Source organism: Methylobacterium endophyticum (genome assembly GCF_050591105.1).
In the GTDB taxonomy this organism is placed as follows: Bacteria; Pseudomonadota; Alphaproteobacteria; order Rhizobiales; family Beijerinckiaceae; genus Methylobacterium.
Genome location: NZ_JBNHES010000005.1, coordinates 227,430 through 243,353 on the forward strand (window position 1 = coordinate 227,430; position 15,924 = coordinate 243,353).

Below are 15,924 nucleotides of genomic sequence, written 5' to 3' on the forward strand. Positions count from 1 at the left end.
TTCTAGTGCTGCAATCCCGTCGTGAAGGCGCCGCCGCGGATGCGCTCGGGCAGGCTTTCGGCGTAGCGCGCGGTGGCATCCTCGCCGTAGCTCGCCACCAGCTCCTGGAAGGCCGCGAACAGGGCGGCCTGGGCCATGCAGTCGCCGTCGAGCCCGTCGAGACAGCCCTCCGCGAACGCTTCCGAGACATAGCTCAGCGCGGCGCGCTTCTCGTCGAGATCCGCCTCGAAAGGCACGGCATCGGCGGTGTGGGGCATGGGATCGACATCCATTGCGCCGCGGCGGGAGCCGCAGTGGGACGAGTGGATGATAGGCGGCTCCGCGTCCCCCGGCCAGCCGGGAATTTCGGAGAGGTTAACGGCGGCGCTCGATTTCGGCGGAAATACAACGGCGTCCACATCCGTGGCTCCCTTGCATCACTGTGGCCGGATCACCCCCCGAATCGGCCAGCGAGAGCGCGCGAGAGCCGGTCTCCCTCGGCCGCGTAAAGGGTCGCGGCCTCCTGCGCGGAGGGCGTGCAGACCCGGTAGGTGAGGGCGTAGCCGCGATAGCCCCGGTTATAGGCGCCGGCGAGGCGCTCGCGGCGGGCGGGCGAGACGCCTTCGGCCTCCATCAGCGCCTTCATCCGGGCCGGCCATTGCGGCGCGTCCGGGCCGCCGCAGAGGCCCCGCAGGAAGGCCAGGGCGCCGATGATCTCGGACAGGCGCATCAGGTCGCGGTCGTAGGGGGCGGGCGCGTCGGGAGCCGGGGGCGGAGGGGCCTTCTCCGCCGGTTTCGGCTCGGCGGCCTTGGGCGCGGAAGGCCTTGCGGGGCGCTGCTGGGCCTGCGCCGGGCCGGGCAGGGCGGCGCCGAGCGCGGCGGCGAGCATCAGGACGCGCGCGCTCCTCACCCGGCCGTCCCCGCGCGGCCGGCGAGGGCGGCGAAAGCCTCCTCCAGGGTTATCGACAGTCCGGGCGTCGTGGGAAGGCCGGCGGCTTCCGCCGGCGTCGCCCAACGCACGCCGAGCGCCTCGGGGCCGGCCTGCGGCTCCCCGCCGACCCAGAGGGCGGCATGGGGATGGACGACGTAATGGTGGCGCACGCGCCCCTCCTCGTCGCGCCGGATGATCTCGGTGGGGCTCAAGCCCGCGACGACCTCCGCCGCCACCCCGACCTCCTCGCCGAGCTCGCGCAGCGCCGCCTCGGCCAGGGACTCGCCGGTCTCGACCAGACCGCCGGGCAGGGTCCAGACCCCGCGCAGGGGCTCGTTGGCGCGGGCGGCGAGCAGCACCTTGCCGTCGCGGATCACCGCGATCGAGGCGCCGACCAGGGGCCGGGCCGGGAAGAGCCGGTCGTCCCCGCTCACGGCTTCGCGTCGGGGATCGGCGCCACGGCGATCCGGCCGTCGGCGAGCCCGACGAGCAGGCGCGCCTGCGCGCCCTTGCCGAGCACGGCGAGCCCGAACCCGGCGGGGGCGGGGAGGGGGATGCGGGCGCGCTCCGCGATGCCGCCCTTCAGGGAGACGAGGGCGACGGCGCCACGGTCGGCGACCGGCAGGGCGAGCTCGGTCGCCCCGCCCCGGTCGACGGTCGCGGCGAGATCGGAATCGTCGGCCCCCTCGGCGTAGCCCGGCGCCTCGGCGGCGAGCGAGAGCGCCCCGCCGGAGACCGTCCAGAGCTGGAGGGTGCCGGCGGCGTCCGGCGCCTTCACGGCGGCGATCTGCGGCTGGCCGGATTTCGCGAAATCGGCCACCGCCGCCACCTTGAGGGCGCCGCCCTCCTGGAGCGGCCCCTCCGCGACGAGCCCCCAGGCGACGCCCTTGCGCCCGACGAGGGCGAGGGCGGATTTTCCGCTCGGCCGCAGGGTCACGGCGACGAAGGCCGGCTGGCCGCCGATGAGCGTCGCGCGCGGGCGGCGGGGCGCGAAGACCGCCTCGGGGCCGGCCGGAACGTTGCTGGTCGAGATCTGCACGGGCTTCGGATCGGCGCTCATCCCCATGGGCTGGCGCTCGCGCACGGTGAGGCTCGACGCATTGGGGCCGCCCTCGCCGGAGGCCGCGCGGGTCGGGCCGGTGAGGTAGGCGCTCAGGCCACCGGAGACGGCGCGGCGGATGCCGGGCAGCGCGCCGCGCGGCGTCTCGGCCGCGACCAGCCCCTCGACCGCGTCGGCGGCGAGCGGCGTGGCGCGCACGGCCCCGTCGACGAGGCTGAGCGCGGCGCCCCCTCCCTCGCCCCAGACGACGGCGACGGGGGCATGGTCGGCCGCCTCCTCGCCGGCGGCCACGGCCGCTCCGGGGCGGGCGCCCGGCACCAGGCCGGAGGTGGCGGCGGCCACGGCCACCTCGCTGCCGGGGCCGCGCAGCGCCCGTGCCTTGAAGGGGAGATCGAGGATCGTGACCGTCGCCGTCTCCGCGCCGAGGGCGCCCCCGGTCGCCAGGATCGAGATCGGCAGGGCGAGGAGGAGGAGAACCGCACGCGCCCGGCGGTCAGACATGCTGTCCGCCGTTGATGTGCAGCTCGGCGCCGTTCACGTAGGACGACGCCTCCGTGCACAGGAAATAGATCGCCTTGGCCACCTCGTCGGGGGTGCCGAGGCGGCGCTGCGGGATCTGCTCCACCAGCTTCTCGGTGCCGGGCGAGAGGATCGCGGTGTCGATCTCGCCGGGCGAGATCGCGTTGACGCGCACCCCGAGCGGCCCGAAATCGGCGGCCATCTCGCGGGTGAGCCCGGCGAGCGCCGCCTTCGAGGTGCCGTAGGCCGCCCCCGCGAAGGGATGCACCCGCGAGCCCGCGATGGAGGTGACGTTGACGATGGACCCCTTGGCACGGGTCAGCTCGTGGCGCAGCCCCCGCGCCAGCAGCATCGGCGCGAAGAAGTTCACCTGGAACACCCGCGCCCACGCCTCGTAGGGGGTGGCGAGGGCGCCGAGGCGGCTGCCCTCGGGACCCTTGGGCGAGATGCCGGCATTGTTGACGAGGGCGTGGAGCAGGCCGCCCTCGGCATCGAGGCGCCCGGCCACCTCCGCGATGGCGCGCTCGGTATCGGCGGCATCGGCGAGATCGACCTGGAGATGGTCCTCGGGACCCATCTCCCAGGGGCAGTTCTCCGGGAAGGGATGGCGCGAGCAGGTGATGACGCGCCAGCCCGCGGCCGAGAATCGCTTCACGGTGGCGTGGCCGATGCCCCGGCTCGCCCCGGTGAGCAGCATGACGCGCCGGCGATCGTTGGTCGGTACGGGCAAGAGCCTGCCTCTTCGCGCATCGGGGAGGAGGGCCGGCGGAAGAGCCGCCTCGCCTCGTGCGGTGCCCGCTCAGGTCTAAGCGGTGCGGCCGGCGAAATCCAGCTTCGTCACCGCGTTGCAGCAAGCGCGGCCGCCTCAATCCGTCACGGCCTCGTCCCCGCCGAGGGCGAGGCGCCGCAGGATCGCGAGGGCCCGCGCGAGATCATCGCGCGAGGGCGCCGCCAGCGCGAGGCGGACCGCGTTCGGGGCGTGGCCCGGATGCACGGCGAAGGCCGGTGCCGCCGTGAGCGCGACGCCCTGCCTCAGGGCGGCCGTCGCGAAGGCTTCCGCGCGCCAGCTCTCCGGCAGGGTGAGCCAGAGATGGTAGGCGGCGGGATCGCCGCCGACCTGCAAGCCGGCGAGCCCCGCGCGCGCGATCGCCTGCCGCGCCCGCGCATCCGCCCGCTTGACGAGGGCGAGCCGGGCCGCCGTGCCGTCGCTCATCCACTGCACCCCGGCCGCCAGCGGCACCCCCGTCGCCGACCAGCCGCCCTGCCGGACGGAGGCCGCGAGCCGGTCGGTCCAGTCGCGCGGGCTCGCGATCAGGCCGAGGGTGAGGCCCGGCATCACCCGCTTCGACAGGCTGTCCACCAGGATCGTGCGGTCTGGCGCGCAGGCGGCCAGGGGCACCGCGTCGGCGAGGAAGCTGTAGACCCCGTCCTCGATGGCCATGAGCCCGGTCGCGGCCAGCACCGAGGCGATTTCCCGCCGGCGGGAGGGGCCCATCGTGAGCCCGAGCGGGCTGTGCAGGGTCGGCTGGAGATAGAGGCCGCTCAAGGGCGCCGCGCGATGCGCCGCGAGGATCGCCTCCGGGCGCACGCCCTCCGCGTCGAGGGCGAGCGGCACCAGGGCGATGCCGAGCCGCGAGGCAATCCCCTTGACCGCCGGATAGGTCAGCGGCTCGCAGCCGATGCGCTCGCCGGGCAGCGCCAGGGCGGCGAGCGCCGCCGCCAGCGCTTGGCGCCCGTTGCCGGTGAACAGGATGCCGTCGGGATCGGGGGAAAACCCGTCGACGGCGAGGAAGCGGGCGGCGGCGCTCCGCGCGCGCGGCGTCCCCGCCGGGCCGTACTGGTTGAGCGCGGTGCCCATCGCCCCGTTGCGGGCGAGGACGCCGAGCACCTCGGCAAGGGCGCTCTCCTGCTCCGGCAGGGTCGAATGGGTGCGCTGGAGGTCGAGCGCCGCCGGCGGCGGCTCGGACTGCATCGCCTGCGGGGCGCCGAGATCGGAGCGGACATAGGTGCCGCGCCCGACCTCGCCGGTGACGAGGCCGCGCCGGGCGAGCTCCGCGTAGACCCGGCTGGCGGTGGAGACCGCGATCCCGCGCGCATAGGCGAAGTCCCGCTGCGGGGGCAGGCGGTCGCCGGGCCCGAGCCGTCCCGCCGCGATCTCGGCGGCCACGAGATCGGCCACCCCGCGATAATCGGACATTCGCAAAATTGATCCGAGTTCAATGTTTCGATTGCACCGAGATACCTATCGGTTCAATCCTGCGCAGGCAATCCCGAGCGGATCGCTCCCGTCATCGTCATCGGATCAGACCGTCATGTCCGCCGCCGTCACATCCCGGCAACTCGACAGCTTCTTCGCCGTTTCGCGCCACGCCGGTGCCAAGCCCGCCCCGATCTGGCAGGTCTGGGCCCGGCGCATCCGCGTTCGCCGCGCCCTCGCCGCCCTGCATCCCGAGCAGTGCCGGGAGGCGGGCCTCGACGTCCACGCCATCCGCGCGGAGAGCCTGAAGCCGTTCTGGCGCGCCTGACGCCCCGTTGCCCGGACCCGCCCTCGCGGGTCCGGCCGCGGCTCACGGATAGAGCCGCGCGCGGCTCCAGCGGTCGCCGTCGCGGGTGAACCGCACCCGGTCGTGGAGCCGGAAATCGCCGTTCTGCCAGAACTCGATGGTGACGGGCGCGATGCGGAAGCCCGTCCAGCGCTCGGGCCTCGGCACCATCTGGCCCTCGTAGCGGGCGGTCAGCTCCGCCACCTGTGCCATGAGGGTCTGCCGGTCGGCCAGCGGGCGCGACTGGCTGCTCGCCAGGGCGCCGATGCGGCTCTCCCGGCGGCGGGAGGCGAAATAGGCGTCCGCCTCGGAATCGCTGACGCGCGTCACCGGGCCGCGGGCGCGCACCTGACGGCGCAGGCTCTTCCAGTAGAGCACCATCGCGGCCTGCGGGTTCTGGGCCAGCTCCTCGCCCTTGGCCGATTCGACATTCGTGTAGAATACGAAGCCGCGCGGGTCTGCGCCCTTCAGGAGCACCACCCGCACGTCCGGGAGCCCGTCGCTGCCGGCGGTGGCGAGCGACATCGCGTTGGCGTCCTCGGGTTCGCTGCGCTCGGCCTCAGCCATCCACTGGGTGAAGAGCGCCCACGGGTCCGCGCTCAGGGTGAAGTCGGGGCCCGTCTCATCGATCCTTAACCGATCCACGCTTCTATCCTCGCCTGTGACATCCGGGTCGGGGGCACCGACGACGGGCACGAGAGTTTCAGCGTACCAGCCGTCGAGAGCTCAGGTGTAATGCGTCTTCGCCGCTCTAAAAAAGCCCCGGCGCCCCGCGAATCCGGCGGGCGCCACCCTCGCCGGACGCAGGTCGTCGCGGGCCTGCTGGCGCTGCTCGGGCCGCTCGCGCTCGGCGGGTGCAGCCAGGCGCTGATCGTGTTCCAGGCCGAGCCCGAGACGGCGCCGCCGGCACTCGCGGACGAGCCCACCGTCACCGGCAGCATCGGCAAGCGCCCGACGAGCTTCGGGCCGGATCTCTGCGAGGAGGACTGGCGGCGCGCCCACGCGGCGCTCACCGTCGCCCTCGATCCGCAGGGGAACGGCCGCCCCGTCAAGTGGGACAACCCGGAGACGACCCTGCGCGGCTCGGTGAACCCCACCGGCCTTCCCTACGTCGCCGAAGACGAGATCTGCCGCGACTTCCTGGCCTCCGTCATCACGCCCGACGGCAGCCGCTTCGTGCGCGGCACCGGCTGCAAACCCTCGGGCGGCACCTGGGCCCTCAAGCGCCTGCGCCAGGCCCGAGGCGGCCCCAATCCGAAAGCCTGACCGGGATCGCTTGACGCCGGCCGATCTTGAGCGAAACTTCGCGCCGCGCTCCGTTGCAAGAGCGCAACAGGCGATCCACATCAGGGTCGATCCCCTCCGCCGCCGCAAGCGGCCCCGAGACCCCGACGACTCAAAGCGATGCGCAATCCCTACGACGTGCTCGGCGTGCCCAAGGGCGCGAGCGAGGCCGACATCAAGAAGGCCTACCGCCGGCTCGCCAAGACCTATCACCCCGACCGCAACAAGGACGACGTCAAGGCCAAGGATCGCTTCGCGGAAGCGAACTCGGCCTACGAGATCCTCGGCGACGCGGAGAAGCGCGGCCAGTTCGACCGCGGCGAGATCGACGGCGACGGCAAGCCGCGCGCGCCCAATTTCGAGGGGTTCTCGGGATTCGGCGGGCGCTCCAACGCCTTCGACTTCGAGAACATGGCGGGCGGGCGCGGCCCCCGGCCGGCGGGCGGGGGGGGCATCGGCGACGACATCTTCTCGACGCTGTTCGGCGAGGCTTTTCGCGCGGCCGGCGCCGGCGGACCCGGCGCGGGGCCCGGCGGCTTCCAGCAGCGCGGACCGGCGCGCGGCGAGGACATCGCCGCCGAGCTCTCGGTGACGCTGGAGCAGGTCGCCGGCGAGGAGAAGCTGCGCCTCGGATTGCCGGGCGGCCGCGACGTCGACGTGGTGATCCCGCGCGGCGTCGTCGACGGCCAGACCATCCGGCTGCGCGGCCTCGGCCATCCCGGTGCCGGCCCCCGCGCCGAGCCGGGCGACGCGATGCTGACCATCCGCATCCTGCCGCATCCCCGCTTCACCATCGAGGGCGCGGACCTGCGCACCCATGTCGACCTGCCGCTCGCGGACGCGGTGCTCGGCGGCCCCTTGCGGGTGCCGACGCTGACCGGGACCGTCGAGATGAAGGTGCCGGCGATGACGAGCTCGGGCCGTACCTTCCGCCTGCGCGGCAAGGGCCTGCCCAGGAAGGACGGCACCTCCGGCGACCTGCTGGCGACCACCGCCATCGTCCTGCCGGCGGACGACGCGGCGCTCACCGCCTATGCCCAGGCCAGCCGGGCGGCGCAGGGCGAGTGACACCGCCGCCGCGACAGCCCGGCGCCGGACTTCCGTCGCCCGCACGCGTCCGCTAAGGATGCCACCGGCGAACGAGGGCCGACCTCCGGCGGGAGCGGGCGCCCGCGCGCCGGGGGCACGGGCGGACAAGACAGCGTTCTGGCAGGTGACTCGCATGGCGGATAAGGACCCGGCTCACGACCTCGGCAGCGCACGACCCGCCGGGTCAGGGCTGCTCGCGGGCAAGAAGGGGCTGGTGCTCGGCGTCGCCAACAACCGCTCGATCGCCTGGGGCATCGCCAAGAGCGCCCATGCGCACGGCGCCGAGCTCGCCTTCACCTACCAGGGCGACGCCCTCAAGAAGCGCGTCGAGCCGCTGGCCCGCGAGCTCGACGCCCATGTCGTCGGCCATTGCGACGTGACCGACCCGGCCTCCATCGACGCGGTGTTCGCGCGGGCCGGCGAGATCTTTCCGCAGGGGATCGATTTTGTCATCCACTGCATCGCCTTCTCCGACAAGGACGAGCTGACCGGCCGCTACATCGAGACCAGCGAGGGCAACTTCACCAAGTCGCTGCTGATCTCCTGCTACTCGTTCACGGCGGTGGCGCAGCGCGCCGAGAAGCTGATGCCGAACGGCGGCTCGCTGCTGACGCTGACCTATTACGGCGCCGAGAAGTGGATGCCGCACTACAACGTCATGGGCGTGGCGAAAGCGGCGCTCGAAGCCTCGGTCCGGTATCTGGCCGCCGACCTGGGTCCGCAAAAAATCCGGGTCAACGCGATCTCGGCCGGCCCGATCAAGACGCTGGCGGCGTCGGGCATCGGCGACTTCCGCTACATCCTCAAGTGGAACGAGTACAACGCCCCCCTGCGCCGGACCGTGACCATCGACGAGGTCGGCGAGACGGCGGCCTATCTCGTGTCCGACATGTCGCGCGGCATGACCGGCGAGATCCTGCATGTCGACGCCGGCTATCACGTCGTCGGCATGAAGAACCCCGAGGCGCCGGACCTCAGCCTCGACAAGGAGTGAGGTCGGCCCGAGTGGCGCTCAGTCTTCGTCGTCGTCGAACGCGCCGGAGAGCTTGAGCCCGTCGATCCATGTCGCGCCCTCGCGCTTGACGACGAGGCGAGGGCCGACGCGCCCGCTGTGGGCGATGGCCTGCGCCAGGCGCTCGGAATGCGTGACCAGCCAGACCTGGGTCCGCTCGGACGCCTTGACGATCATCCGCGCCAGCGGCTCGAGCAGATCCGGGTGGAGGCTCGTCTCGGGCTCGTTCAAGGCGATGAAGGGCGGCAGCCGGTAGGCCAGCAGCGCCCCCGCCAGGGCGAGGAAGCGCAGCGTCCCGTCGGACAGCTCGGACGCCTCGAAGACGCGCTTGGGGTAGTCGGGAAAGATCAGGCCGAAACGCGCCTCCCGGCCGGGCTCGGGGACGACGAGGCGCGCACCGGGGAAGGCGTCCCCCACGGCCTCGTCGAGATCGACGGTATCCTGACGGATATGGGCGAGCGTCGCGAACACGGCGGCGAGGTCGGAGCCGTCCGAGGACAAGGTCGGCGTCGCCACCGCGAGACAGGGACGCCGGAGCCGGGAGCCAGCATCGGTACGGAAGTCGTGATAGAACCGCCACTCCAGAAGCGTGCGGCGCGTGAGGTCGAGCTCGGGGAAGGCCGCGCCGTTCTGCACCGCCGCGAGGGCCGTTTCCGTCGCGAGAAGGGACTTGCCGAACCCCTGCTTGGCCCCGTCCGCGTCGCGAACGAAGCCATGGGGCCCGTCGCGGCTCAGGAGGGTGACGGGCCGGCGCCCGGTCCGCTGGACGAGGGATTCGCTCTTGATCTGCGGTTCGAGCAGGAATGCCGCCCCGGTCGCGACCGAAACGCCGACATCCACCCGATACTGCTCGACCAAGCCCACGCCGACCTCGTAACCGAGGGGCACCGAGCCGCCGGTCTCGTCCGCCAGCTCGGCCATCAGCGTGACGCGCGCCTTGTCCCCGACCCTTCGCTTGCCCGCCCAGAGCGTGGATTCCATGCCGCCTTCCGCGGCCAGATCCCGCGTCAGCGTTCCGGCGGCGGCTGATTGCAGGAGTTCGAGCGCGCGATAGAGGTTGGTCTTGCCGACGCCGTTGGCGCCGACGAACACCGAGAGCGGGTCGACGGGAAACCGGATGGATTTCAGCGAGCGATACCCCGCCGCCGAAATCTCCCTGACGGTCAGCATGCGCTCGATCTCCGCACCGGCAGCCCCCTTCACAGGAAAGCAGGAGGCGGCAGGGCGCAAGCCGTGCCCGCTACCCCGGCCGGCGAAGGCTCATTCCGGCACCCTCATCTCCGACACGCCCGGCACGGGATCGGGATAGCGCGGGTCCATCGCCTCCAGCGTGTCGGCGATGGTGCGGGCGACGACGAGGTTGCGGAACCACTTCCGGTTCGCCGGTACGACGTGCCAGGGCGCGCAAGGGGTGGAGCAGCGCGTCAGCGCGTCATCGAACGCCTCGCGGTAGGCGTCCCAGGACCGGCGCTCGGTCAGGTCGGCGGGATCGAACTTCCAGTGCTTCTCGGGATCGTCGATGCGGGCCTGCAAGCGCTCCCGCTGCTCGGCCTTGGAGATGTGCAGGAAGAGCTTCAGGATCGTGGTGCCGCTCTCGGCGAGCATCCGCTCGAAATCGTTGATGAGCCCGTAGCGGCCGCGCCAGACGGTTTCGGGCACGAGGTCCTTCACCCGCACCACCAGCACGTCCTCGTAATGGCTGCGGTTGAACACGCCGATCATGCCGCGCGCCGGCACCGCCTTGTGGTAGCGCCAGAGGAAATCGTGATCGAGCTCCTCGCTGCTCGGCACCTTGAACGACGTCACCCGGCAGCCCTGCGGGTTCACCCCCTCGAACACCGAGCGGATGGTGCCGTCCTTGCCGCCGGTGTCGATGGCCTGGAGCACCACGAGCAGGCTCTGCCGGCGCTCGGCGTAGAGCTTGTTCTGCAACGCGGCGATGCGGGCGCGCTCGGCCGCCAGCGCCTGCTTGGCGGCCTCCTTGTCGAGCCCCCCGTCGGCGTCGGGGTCGATATGGCCGAGGTCGCAGGCCGAGCCCGGCTCGACGGTGACGATGCCCTTCGCCGCCCGTCCCGGAAAGAGCGGCGTCCGCGCGCCGATCAGGCCCGTGCCGGTCCCGGCGAGCTCCTCCGTGGCGGCGGCCCAGAGCGCGGAGGAGGGCGGGGCGTCGCGGGCGGCCTGCCGGTAACGGCCCTGCGACTCTGTTGCATTCCGCTGTCCCGGCCCATGGCCTTCGGCGTGCTTGCGATGTTTCTTCGACATGGGAACTCTCCCGCCCGTAACCCGATCCGGCCCGAAGCGGCCCGCGACGCCCCGGAGTCAAACGTGAGTGCCAAACCGACGGGCCGCCCGAGCCGTTCCGGCGGAGGCTTCCGCAGCGGGCCGGCGTGAGCGGCGTGCCGACGATCTATTTCGTTCGCCATGGCCAAACGGATTGGAACGCGCAAGGGCGCCTCCAGGGCCACCGCGACACGGAGCTCAACGCCACCGGCCTGGAACAGGCGGCCACGGCCGCCGCGCGCCTGCGCGAGGTCGCGGGGGATGCCCTCACCGGAGCGGCGTTCGCGGCGAGCCCCCTGACGCGGGCGCGCCGGACCATGGAGGCCCTGCGCGGCCATCTCGGCCTGCCGCCGGAGGGCTACGAGGCCGATCCGCGCCTGATGGAGATCGGGTTCGGCTCCTGGGAGGGATCGACCTGGGCCGAGATCCGCCGCCGCGATCCCGCCGGAGCGCGGGAGCGCGACCGCGACCGCTGGAGCTTCCGGCCGCCGGGAGCCGGCGCGGAGAGCTACGCTATGCTGACCGAGCGGGTCGCGGAAGCCGTGCTCGCCTATGACCGCACCACCGTCGTCGTCGGGCATGGCGGCACCGCGCGGGCCATGCTGGTGGCGCTCGGCCTCCTCGACATCTGGGTGGCGCCGCGCATCGGCATCCGGCAGGGCTCGGTCCTCGTCATCGACGCCAAGGGCTGGCGCTGGGCCTGATCGCGTCGGGCGGACGGGTGCGGCGCCGGACTGCGCGCAGAAAATCCGTTCAAGCCGTATTCAACGACCCGTGCTAGACCCGCCTCCCGAATTCCGGGGCCGCTCGGCGACAGCCGTGCTCCGTCGGCGCCGCGCCGCCTCGATAACGGCACGATCCGGGGACAGGACCGCCGTCACGAACGGCCTGGACGAACGGCTTGGTCAAGACCGCCGGCCCCGCTATGGCGGGGCGCGGGAGCGGAGCAGCGGATGAGCAGTCTCGCCGAGATGACGCGGCCTCGGGCGGCGGGCGACGGCCCGGCCCCCGGACGAGCGGTGCTGCGCGGCCCCTCGCGGCCGGAGCTGATCCGCGACGAGGTGCTGCCCGAGATCTTTTTGGGGAGCGTACAGGCGCGGCCCGACCATCCGGCGCTGATCGACGGCGCGGCGCGCGACGCGGCGGGCCTCCATCCGAGCCTGAGCTACGGCGAGATGGCGGTCCGCGCCAAGGCGATCGCCCGCGCGCTGAAATCGCGCGGCATCGGGCCGGGCGACGTGGTCGGGCTCTGGATGGCGCGCGGCATCGACCTGCTGGTGGCGCAGGTCGGCATCACCCTGTCGGGCGCGGCCTGGCTTCCCTTCGACGCCGAGGCGCCGGCCGACCGCGTGGGCGTCTGCCTCGGCGACGCGAAGGCCAAGGCGCTCCTCGTCTCCGAGGCGCTGCGGCCCGGCGCGCCGGACGCCGCTCCGGCGCTGACGCTCAAGGCGCTCCTCGACGGCACGCCCGCCGACGCGCCCGAGGCGGACGCGCGCGCGGACGGGCTGACCCCGCAGCATGCCGCCTACCTGATCTACACCTCGGGCTCGACCGGCGTGCCCAAGGGCATCGTCATCAGCCACGCCAATATCTGCCACTTCCTGCGCTCGGGGAACGCCGTCTACGGCATGCGGCCGGAGGACATCGTGTTCCAGGGCGCCTCCGTCGCCTTCGATCTGTCCATGGAGGAGATCTGGGTCCCCTATCTCGTGGGCGCGACGCTTTTCGTGGCGAGCCCCGCCATGATGGGCGACGTCGAGAGCCTGCCCGCGATCCTCGCGGAAGCCCGCTGCACGGTCATCGACACCGTGCCGACGCTGCTGGCGATGATCCCGCAGGACCTGCCGGGCATCCGCCTCGTGCTGCTCGGCGGCGAGGCGTTGCCCGAGCCGCTGGTGGCCAGATGGGCCACGCCGTCGCGAAAACTCTTCAACACCTACGGACCCACCGAGGCGACGGTGGTCGCCACCGCCGCCGAGATGCGGCCGGGCGAGCCCGTCACCATCGGCGGGCCGATCCCGAACTATTCGGTGTATGTCGCCGACGAGGCGCTGAACCTTCTCGGCACCGGGGAGCAGGGCGAATTGCTGATCGGCGGCCCCGGCGTCGCCAAGGGGTACTTGAAGCGCCCCGAGCTGACGGCGGAGAAGTTCGTCGCCAATCCCTTCCCCTCGGACGGGCGCGATCCGGTCCTCTACCGCTCCGGCGACGCGGTCTCCCTCGACGCGCAGGGGCGCATCCTCTTCCACGGGCGGATCGACGATCAGGTCAAGATCCGCGGCTTCCGGGTGGAGCTCGGCGAGATCGAGGCCCGGATCCAGGCGCTGCCGGGCATCAACCAGGCCGCCGTGGTGCTGCGCCAGGACGACGGCGTCGACCGGCTGGTGGCCTTCCTCGTGCCCGAGCGCGGCACGACGATCGACCGGACGAGCCTGCGGAAAACCCTCGCCGAGCAGATGCCGCCCTACATGGTGCCCGGCCATTTCGAGGACGCGGAGAAGCTGCCCCGGCTGACCTCCGGCAAGGTCGACCGCAAGGCGCTGAAGGCCGCCCCGCTCACGGTGGCGGCGGCCGACGGCGAGCAGGAGCCCCCCGCCAACGAGACCGAGGCCGCGCTGCTTGCCGCCGCCAAGCAGGTCTTCGGCAACCAGCCCCTCGGGCTGGAGGCGGATTTCTTCACCGATCTCGGCGGCCACTCGCTGCTCGCGGCCCGCTTCGTCGGCGCGGTGCGCCAGACGCCCGTGCTCGCCGCGATGACGATCCAGGACGTCTACGTGAAGCGCTCGCTGCGCGCGATGTCGGACGCGCTCATCGAGCGCACCGGCGGCGTCGGCACGGACGCCGCCATGCGCGACCTCGGCTTCGCCCCGCCCCCGCTCCTGCGACGCGCGCTCTGCGGCCTCGCCCAGGCCGTGGCGCTGCCTTTCGTGATCGCGCTGCATACCTCGCAGTGGCTCGGCATCTTCGTCACCTACCTCCTGCTGACCGGCGGCGTGCTCGGCTTCTGGGCCGAGCTCGGCGTGCTGCTGCTCGTCTATATCGGCATCATCGTCGTCACCGGCACGATCGCCATCGCGGCGAAGTGGATCCTGCTCGGGCGGATGAAGCCGGGGCGCTACCCGCTCTGGGGGCAGTATTATTTCCGCTGGTGGCTCGCCGACCGGCTCGCGCCGCTGGTCCATGTGAAGTGGCTCCAGGGCTCGCCGGCGCTCGCCATCTACCTGCGCCTGATGGGCGCGAAGATCGGCAAGGACGCGCTGATCTCCGAGATCGTCTGCGGCGCGCCGGACCTGCTGAGCGTCGGCGAGGGCGCCTCGCTCGGCGGCCATCTCGTCGTCGCCAACGCGGAGGTGATCGGCGACGAGCTCGTCATCGGCCGCGTCACCATCGGGCGTGACGTGGTCACGGGCGCCTCCTGCGTGCTCGGCCCCGACACCGTGATCGGCGACTACGCGGAGCTTGCCGACCTCACCACCATCCCCACCGGCACGATCGTCGGCGAGGCGGAGAAGTGGGACGGCTCGCCCGGCCGCAGGGTCGGCACCGTCGATATCACGAGCCTGCCCGAACCGGCCGAGGTCTCCGACGGGCGCCGGCTCGGGCTCAACGTGCTCTACCTGTTCCTGGTCAACACCGTCCCGGCGGTGGGGCTGCTGCCGATCTTCCCGGCCTTCTTCGTCTTCGACCAGATCAGCGACTCGCTCGGCGACGTCACCGACATCGATTACCACTGGTATCTGCCGCTGCTGACCTGGCCCACCGCCATGCTGATGACGGCGGGCTCGGTGCTGCTCGTGACCCTGCTGCGCTGGGGGCTGATGCCCCGGCTCAAGCGCGAGCCCTACTCGATCCACTCGGCCTTCTACCTGCGCAAATGGACGCTGGCGCTCATCGTCGAGGTGACGCTGGAGATGCTCTCGTCGCTCTTCGCCACCGTCTACATGCGCGCCTGGTACCGGGCCATGGGCACCGCCATGGGGCGCGGCTCGGAGATCTCGACGAACCTCTCCGGGCGCTACGACGACGTCCGCATCGGCCGCGACAACTTCATCGCCGACGAGGTGATCGTCGGCGAGGAGGAGATCCGGCGCGGCTGGGTCGAGACGCATCCCGTGCGGACAGGTGAGCGCGTCTTCATCGGCAACGAGGCGGTGGTGCAGGCGGGGATGTCGATCCCCGACGACGTGCTCATCGGCATCAAGTCGAAGCCGCCGGTGGGCGTCGAGATGGCGCCGGGCGAGACCTGGTTCGGCTCGCCCCCGATCAAGCTGCCGACCCGCCAGCGGGTCGATCTCGGCGAGATCGGCAAGACCTACCAGCCGGGCATCGGGCCGAAGCTGCGGCGGGGTCTGTTCGAGGCGTTCTCGACCTCGTTCTCGCCGATGCTCTACCTGACCATGGCGGTCTGCGCGATCGACTTCTACTTCTACCCCGCCATCCTCGAGCGGGACTGGTGGGGGCTCGCCGGCTATTTCGTCGCCGTCAGCGTGGTCATCGCCCTCATCCAGACCTTCAGCGTCGTCGCGCTGAAATGGCTGATGATGGGCGTCTACAAGCCCGGCATGCGGCCGATGTGGTCGTGGTTCGCCATGCGCACCGAGGCCATCGCGGTCGCCTATTGGGGGCTCGCCGGCAAGGTCCTGCTCGAGCACATGATGGGCACGCCCTTCCTGCCCTGGTTCCTGCGCCTGTTCGGCGTGAAGGTGGGCCAGGGCGTGTGCATGTTCACCACCGACATCACCGAGTTCGACTGCGTGACCATCGGCGACTATGTCACCATGAACCGCATCTCGGCCATGCAGACCCATCTCTACGAGGACCGGATCATGAAGGTCGGCCGGGTGACGGTCGGCGACGGCGTCTCGGTCGGCTCCTTCGCCACCGTGCTCTACGACACGCATGTGGGCGACTTCGCCCGCCTGCGGCCGCTGACCATCGTGATGAAGGGCGAGTCGATCCCCGCCCATACGGAGTGGGAGGGCGCCCCGGCGACGCCCGTCGTCCACGCGAGCCCCGCCTCCGCAGGAGTCGCGGCGGCCGCCTGAGGCCCATCCCCGCGCGGCGCTCCGAGGGAGCCGCCCTGGCATCGAGCGAGAGCCTGTCGGACGCTTTCAGAAGCGCCCGACAGGCTCTCGCTTATGGTCTTGCCGCATGGCCGAGCGGAGAGCCGGGATCCGCTTCTCCCGGACAGACCCCAGGTGCCGGCCCGCACCGATTTCCCTCGACG

At 72.1% G+C, this 15,924-nt stretch carries 15 protein-coding genes; 6 read left to right on the forward strand and 9 right to left on the reverse strand.

Annotation, left to right across the window (positions count from 1 at the left end):
* Window positions 1-2 precede the first annotated feature (2 nt).
* The 6 genes from ACP56T_RS08435 to ACP56T_RS08460 form a co-directional block, all read right to left on the reverse strand.
* Window positions 3-257, reverse strand: a complete 255-nt coding sequence (locus tag ACP56T_RS08435; RefSeq protein ID WP_430911689.1) for a hypothetical protein — start codon at window positions 255-257, stop codon at window positions 3-5.
* Window positions 258-430: 173 nt separating this feature from the next.
* Entirely contained in the window at window positions 431-889 is a 459-nt protein-coding gene (locus tag ACP56T_RS08440) for a TIGR02301 family protein (protein ID WP_430911690.1), read from the reverse strand.
* Window positions 886-1,344 carry an NUDIX hydrolase gene (locus tag ACP56T_RS08445; RefSeq protein WP_430911691.1) on the reverse strand — a complete coding sequence of 153 codons (459 nt, stop codon included), beginning with the start codon at window positions 1,342-1,344 and terminating at the stop codon, window positions 886-888. The genes ACP56T_RS08440 and ACP56T_RS08445 overlap by 4 nt, the downstream gene beginning before the upstream one ends.
* Window positions 1,341-2,471 carry a hypothetical protein gene (locus tag ACP56T_RS08450; RefSeq protein ID WP_430911692.1) on the reverse strand — a complete coding sequence of 377 codons (1,131 nt, stop codon included), beginning with the start codon at window positions 2,469-2,471 and terminating at the stop codon, window positions 1,341-1,343. Before ACP56T_RS08450 ends, ACP56T_RS08445 begins: the two co-directional genes overlap by 4 nt.
* Window positions 2,464-3,186 (reverse strand): SDR family NAD(P)-dependent oxidoreductase, encoded by a 723-nt coding sequence (locus ACP56T_RS08455; RefSeq protein WP_430911732.1) that lies wholly within the window; start codon window positions 3,184-3,186, stop codon window positions 2,464-2,466. Before ACP56T_RS08455 ends, ACP56T_RS08450 begins: the two co-directional genes overlap by 8 nt.
* A 168-nt stretch (window positions 3,187-3,354) precedes the next feature.
* Window positions 3,355-4,692, reverse strand: coding sequence for an aminotransferase-like domain-containing protein (locus ACP56T_RS08460; RefSeq protein WP_430911693.1), 1,338 nt, complete (start codon window positions 4,690-4,692; stop codon window positions 3,355-3,357).
* A gap of 109 nt (window positions 4,693-4,801) precedes the next feature.
* Between ACP56T_RS08460 and ACP56T_RS08465 the strand changes: the two genes are divergently transcribed.
* Window positions 4,802-5,014, forward strand: coding sequence for a DUF1127 domain-containing protein (locus tag ACP56T_RS08465; RefSeq protein WP_430911694.1), 213 nt, complete (start codon window positions 4,802-4,804; stop codon window positions 5,012-5,014).
* A 42-nt stretch (window positions 5,015-5,056) separates the two neighbouring features.
* Here ACP56T_RS08465 and pdxH read toward each other — a convergent pair whose 3' ends face one another.
* Window positions 5,057-5,677: a pyridoxamine 5'-phosphate oxidase gene (gene pdxH, locus ACP56T_RS08470; protein ID WP_430911695.1), complete on the reverse strand. Its 621-nt coding sequence runs from the start codon at window positions 5,675-5,677 to the stop codon at window positions 5,057-5,059.
* A 90-nt stretch (window positions 5,678-5,767) separates the two neighbouring features.
* Here pdxH and ACP56T_RS08475 point away from each other — a divergent pair, with 90 nt between their 5' ends.
* The 3 genes from ACP56T_RS08475 to fabI all read left to right on the forward strand — a co-directional run bounded on the left by ACP56T_RS08475 (window position 5,768) and on the right by fabI (window position 8,399).
* On the forward strand, window positions 5,768-6,298 hold the full coding sequence (locus ACP56T_RS08475) for an RT0821/Lpp0805 family surface protein (RefSeq protein WP_430911696.1): 531 nt from the start codon (window positions 5,768-5,770) through the stop codon (window positions 6,296-6,298).
* 138 nt (window positions 6,299-6,436) lie between these two features.
* Entirely contained in the window at window positions 6,437-7,384 is a 948-nt protein-coding gene (locus ACP56T_RS08480; RefSeq protein ID WP_430911697.1) for a DnaJ C-terminal domain-containing protein, read from the forward strand.
* 154 nt (window positions 7,385-7,538) lie between these two features.
* Window positions 7,539-8,399, forward strand: coding sequence for an enoyl-ACP reductase FabI (gene fabI / locus ACP56T_RS08485; RefSeq protein ID WP_430911698.1), 861 nt, complete (start codon window positions 7,539-7,541; stop codon window positions 8,397-8,399).
* Between the two features lie 18 nt (window positions 8,400-8,417).
* Here the strand turns inward: fabI and ACP56T_RS08490 are convergent, their stop codons facing one another.
* The gene (locus ACP56T_RS08490) at window positions 8,418-9,587 is read right to left on the reverse strand and encodes an AAA family ATPase (protein WP_430911699.1); all 1,170 of its coding nucleotides are present in this window, start codon (window positions 9,585-9,587) and stop codon (window positions 8,418-8,420) included.
* A 90-nt stretch (window positions 9,588-9,677) separates the two neighbouring features.
* Window positions 9,678-10,679, reverse strand: coding sequence for a polyphosphate kinase 2 family protein (locus ACP56T_RS08495; RefSeq protein ID WP_430911700.1), 1,002 nt, complete (start codon window positions 10,677-10,679; stop codon window positions 9,678-9,680).
* Window positions 10,680-10,804: 125 nt separating this feature from the next.
* On the opposite strand from ACP56T_RS08495, the gene ACP56T_RS08500 reads away from it, so the two are divergent.
* Window positions 10,805-11,401, forward strand: a complete 597-nt coding sequence (locus ACP56T_RS08500) for a histidine phosphatase family protein (RefSeq protein WP_430911701.1) — start codon at window positions 10,805-10,807, stop codon at window positions 11,399-11,401.
* 249 nt (window positions 11,402-11,650) lie between these two features.
* Window positions 11,651-15,742: a Pls/PosA family non-ribosomal peptide synthetase gene (locus ACP56T_RS08505; RefSeq protein ID WP_430911702.1), complete on the forward strand. Its 4,092-nt coding sequence runs from the start codon at window positions 11,651-11,653 to the stop codon at window positions 15,740-15,742.
* The last annotated feature ends 182 nt before the right edge of the window (window positions 15,743-15,924 follow it).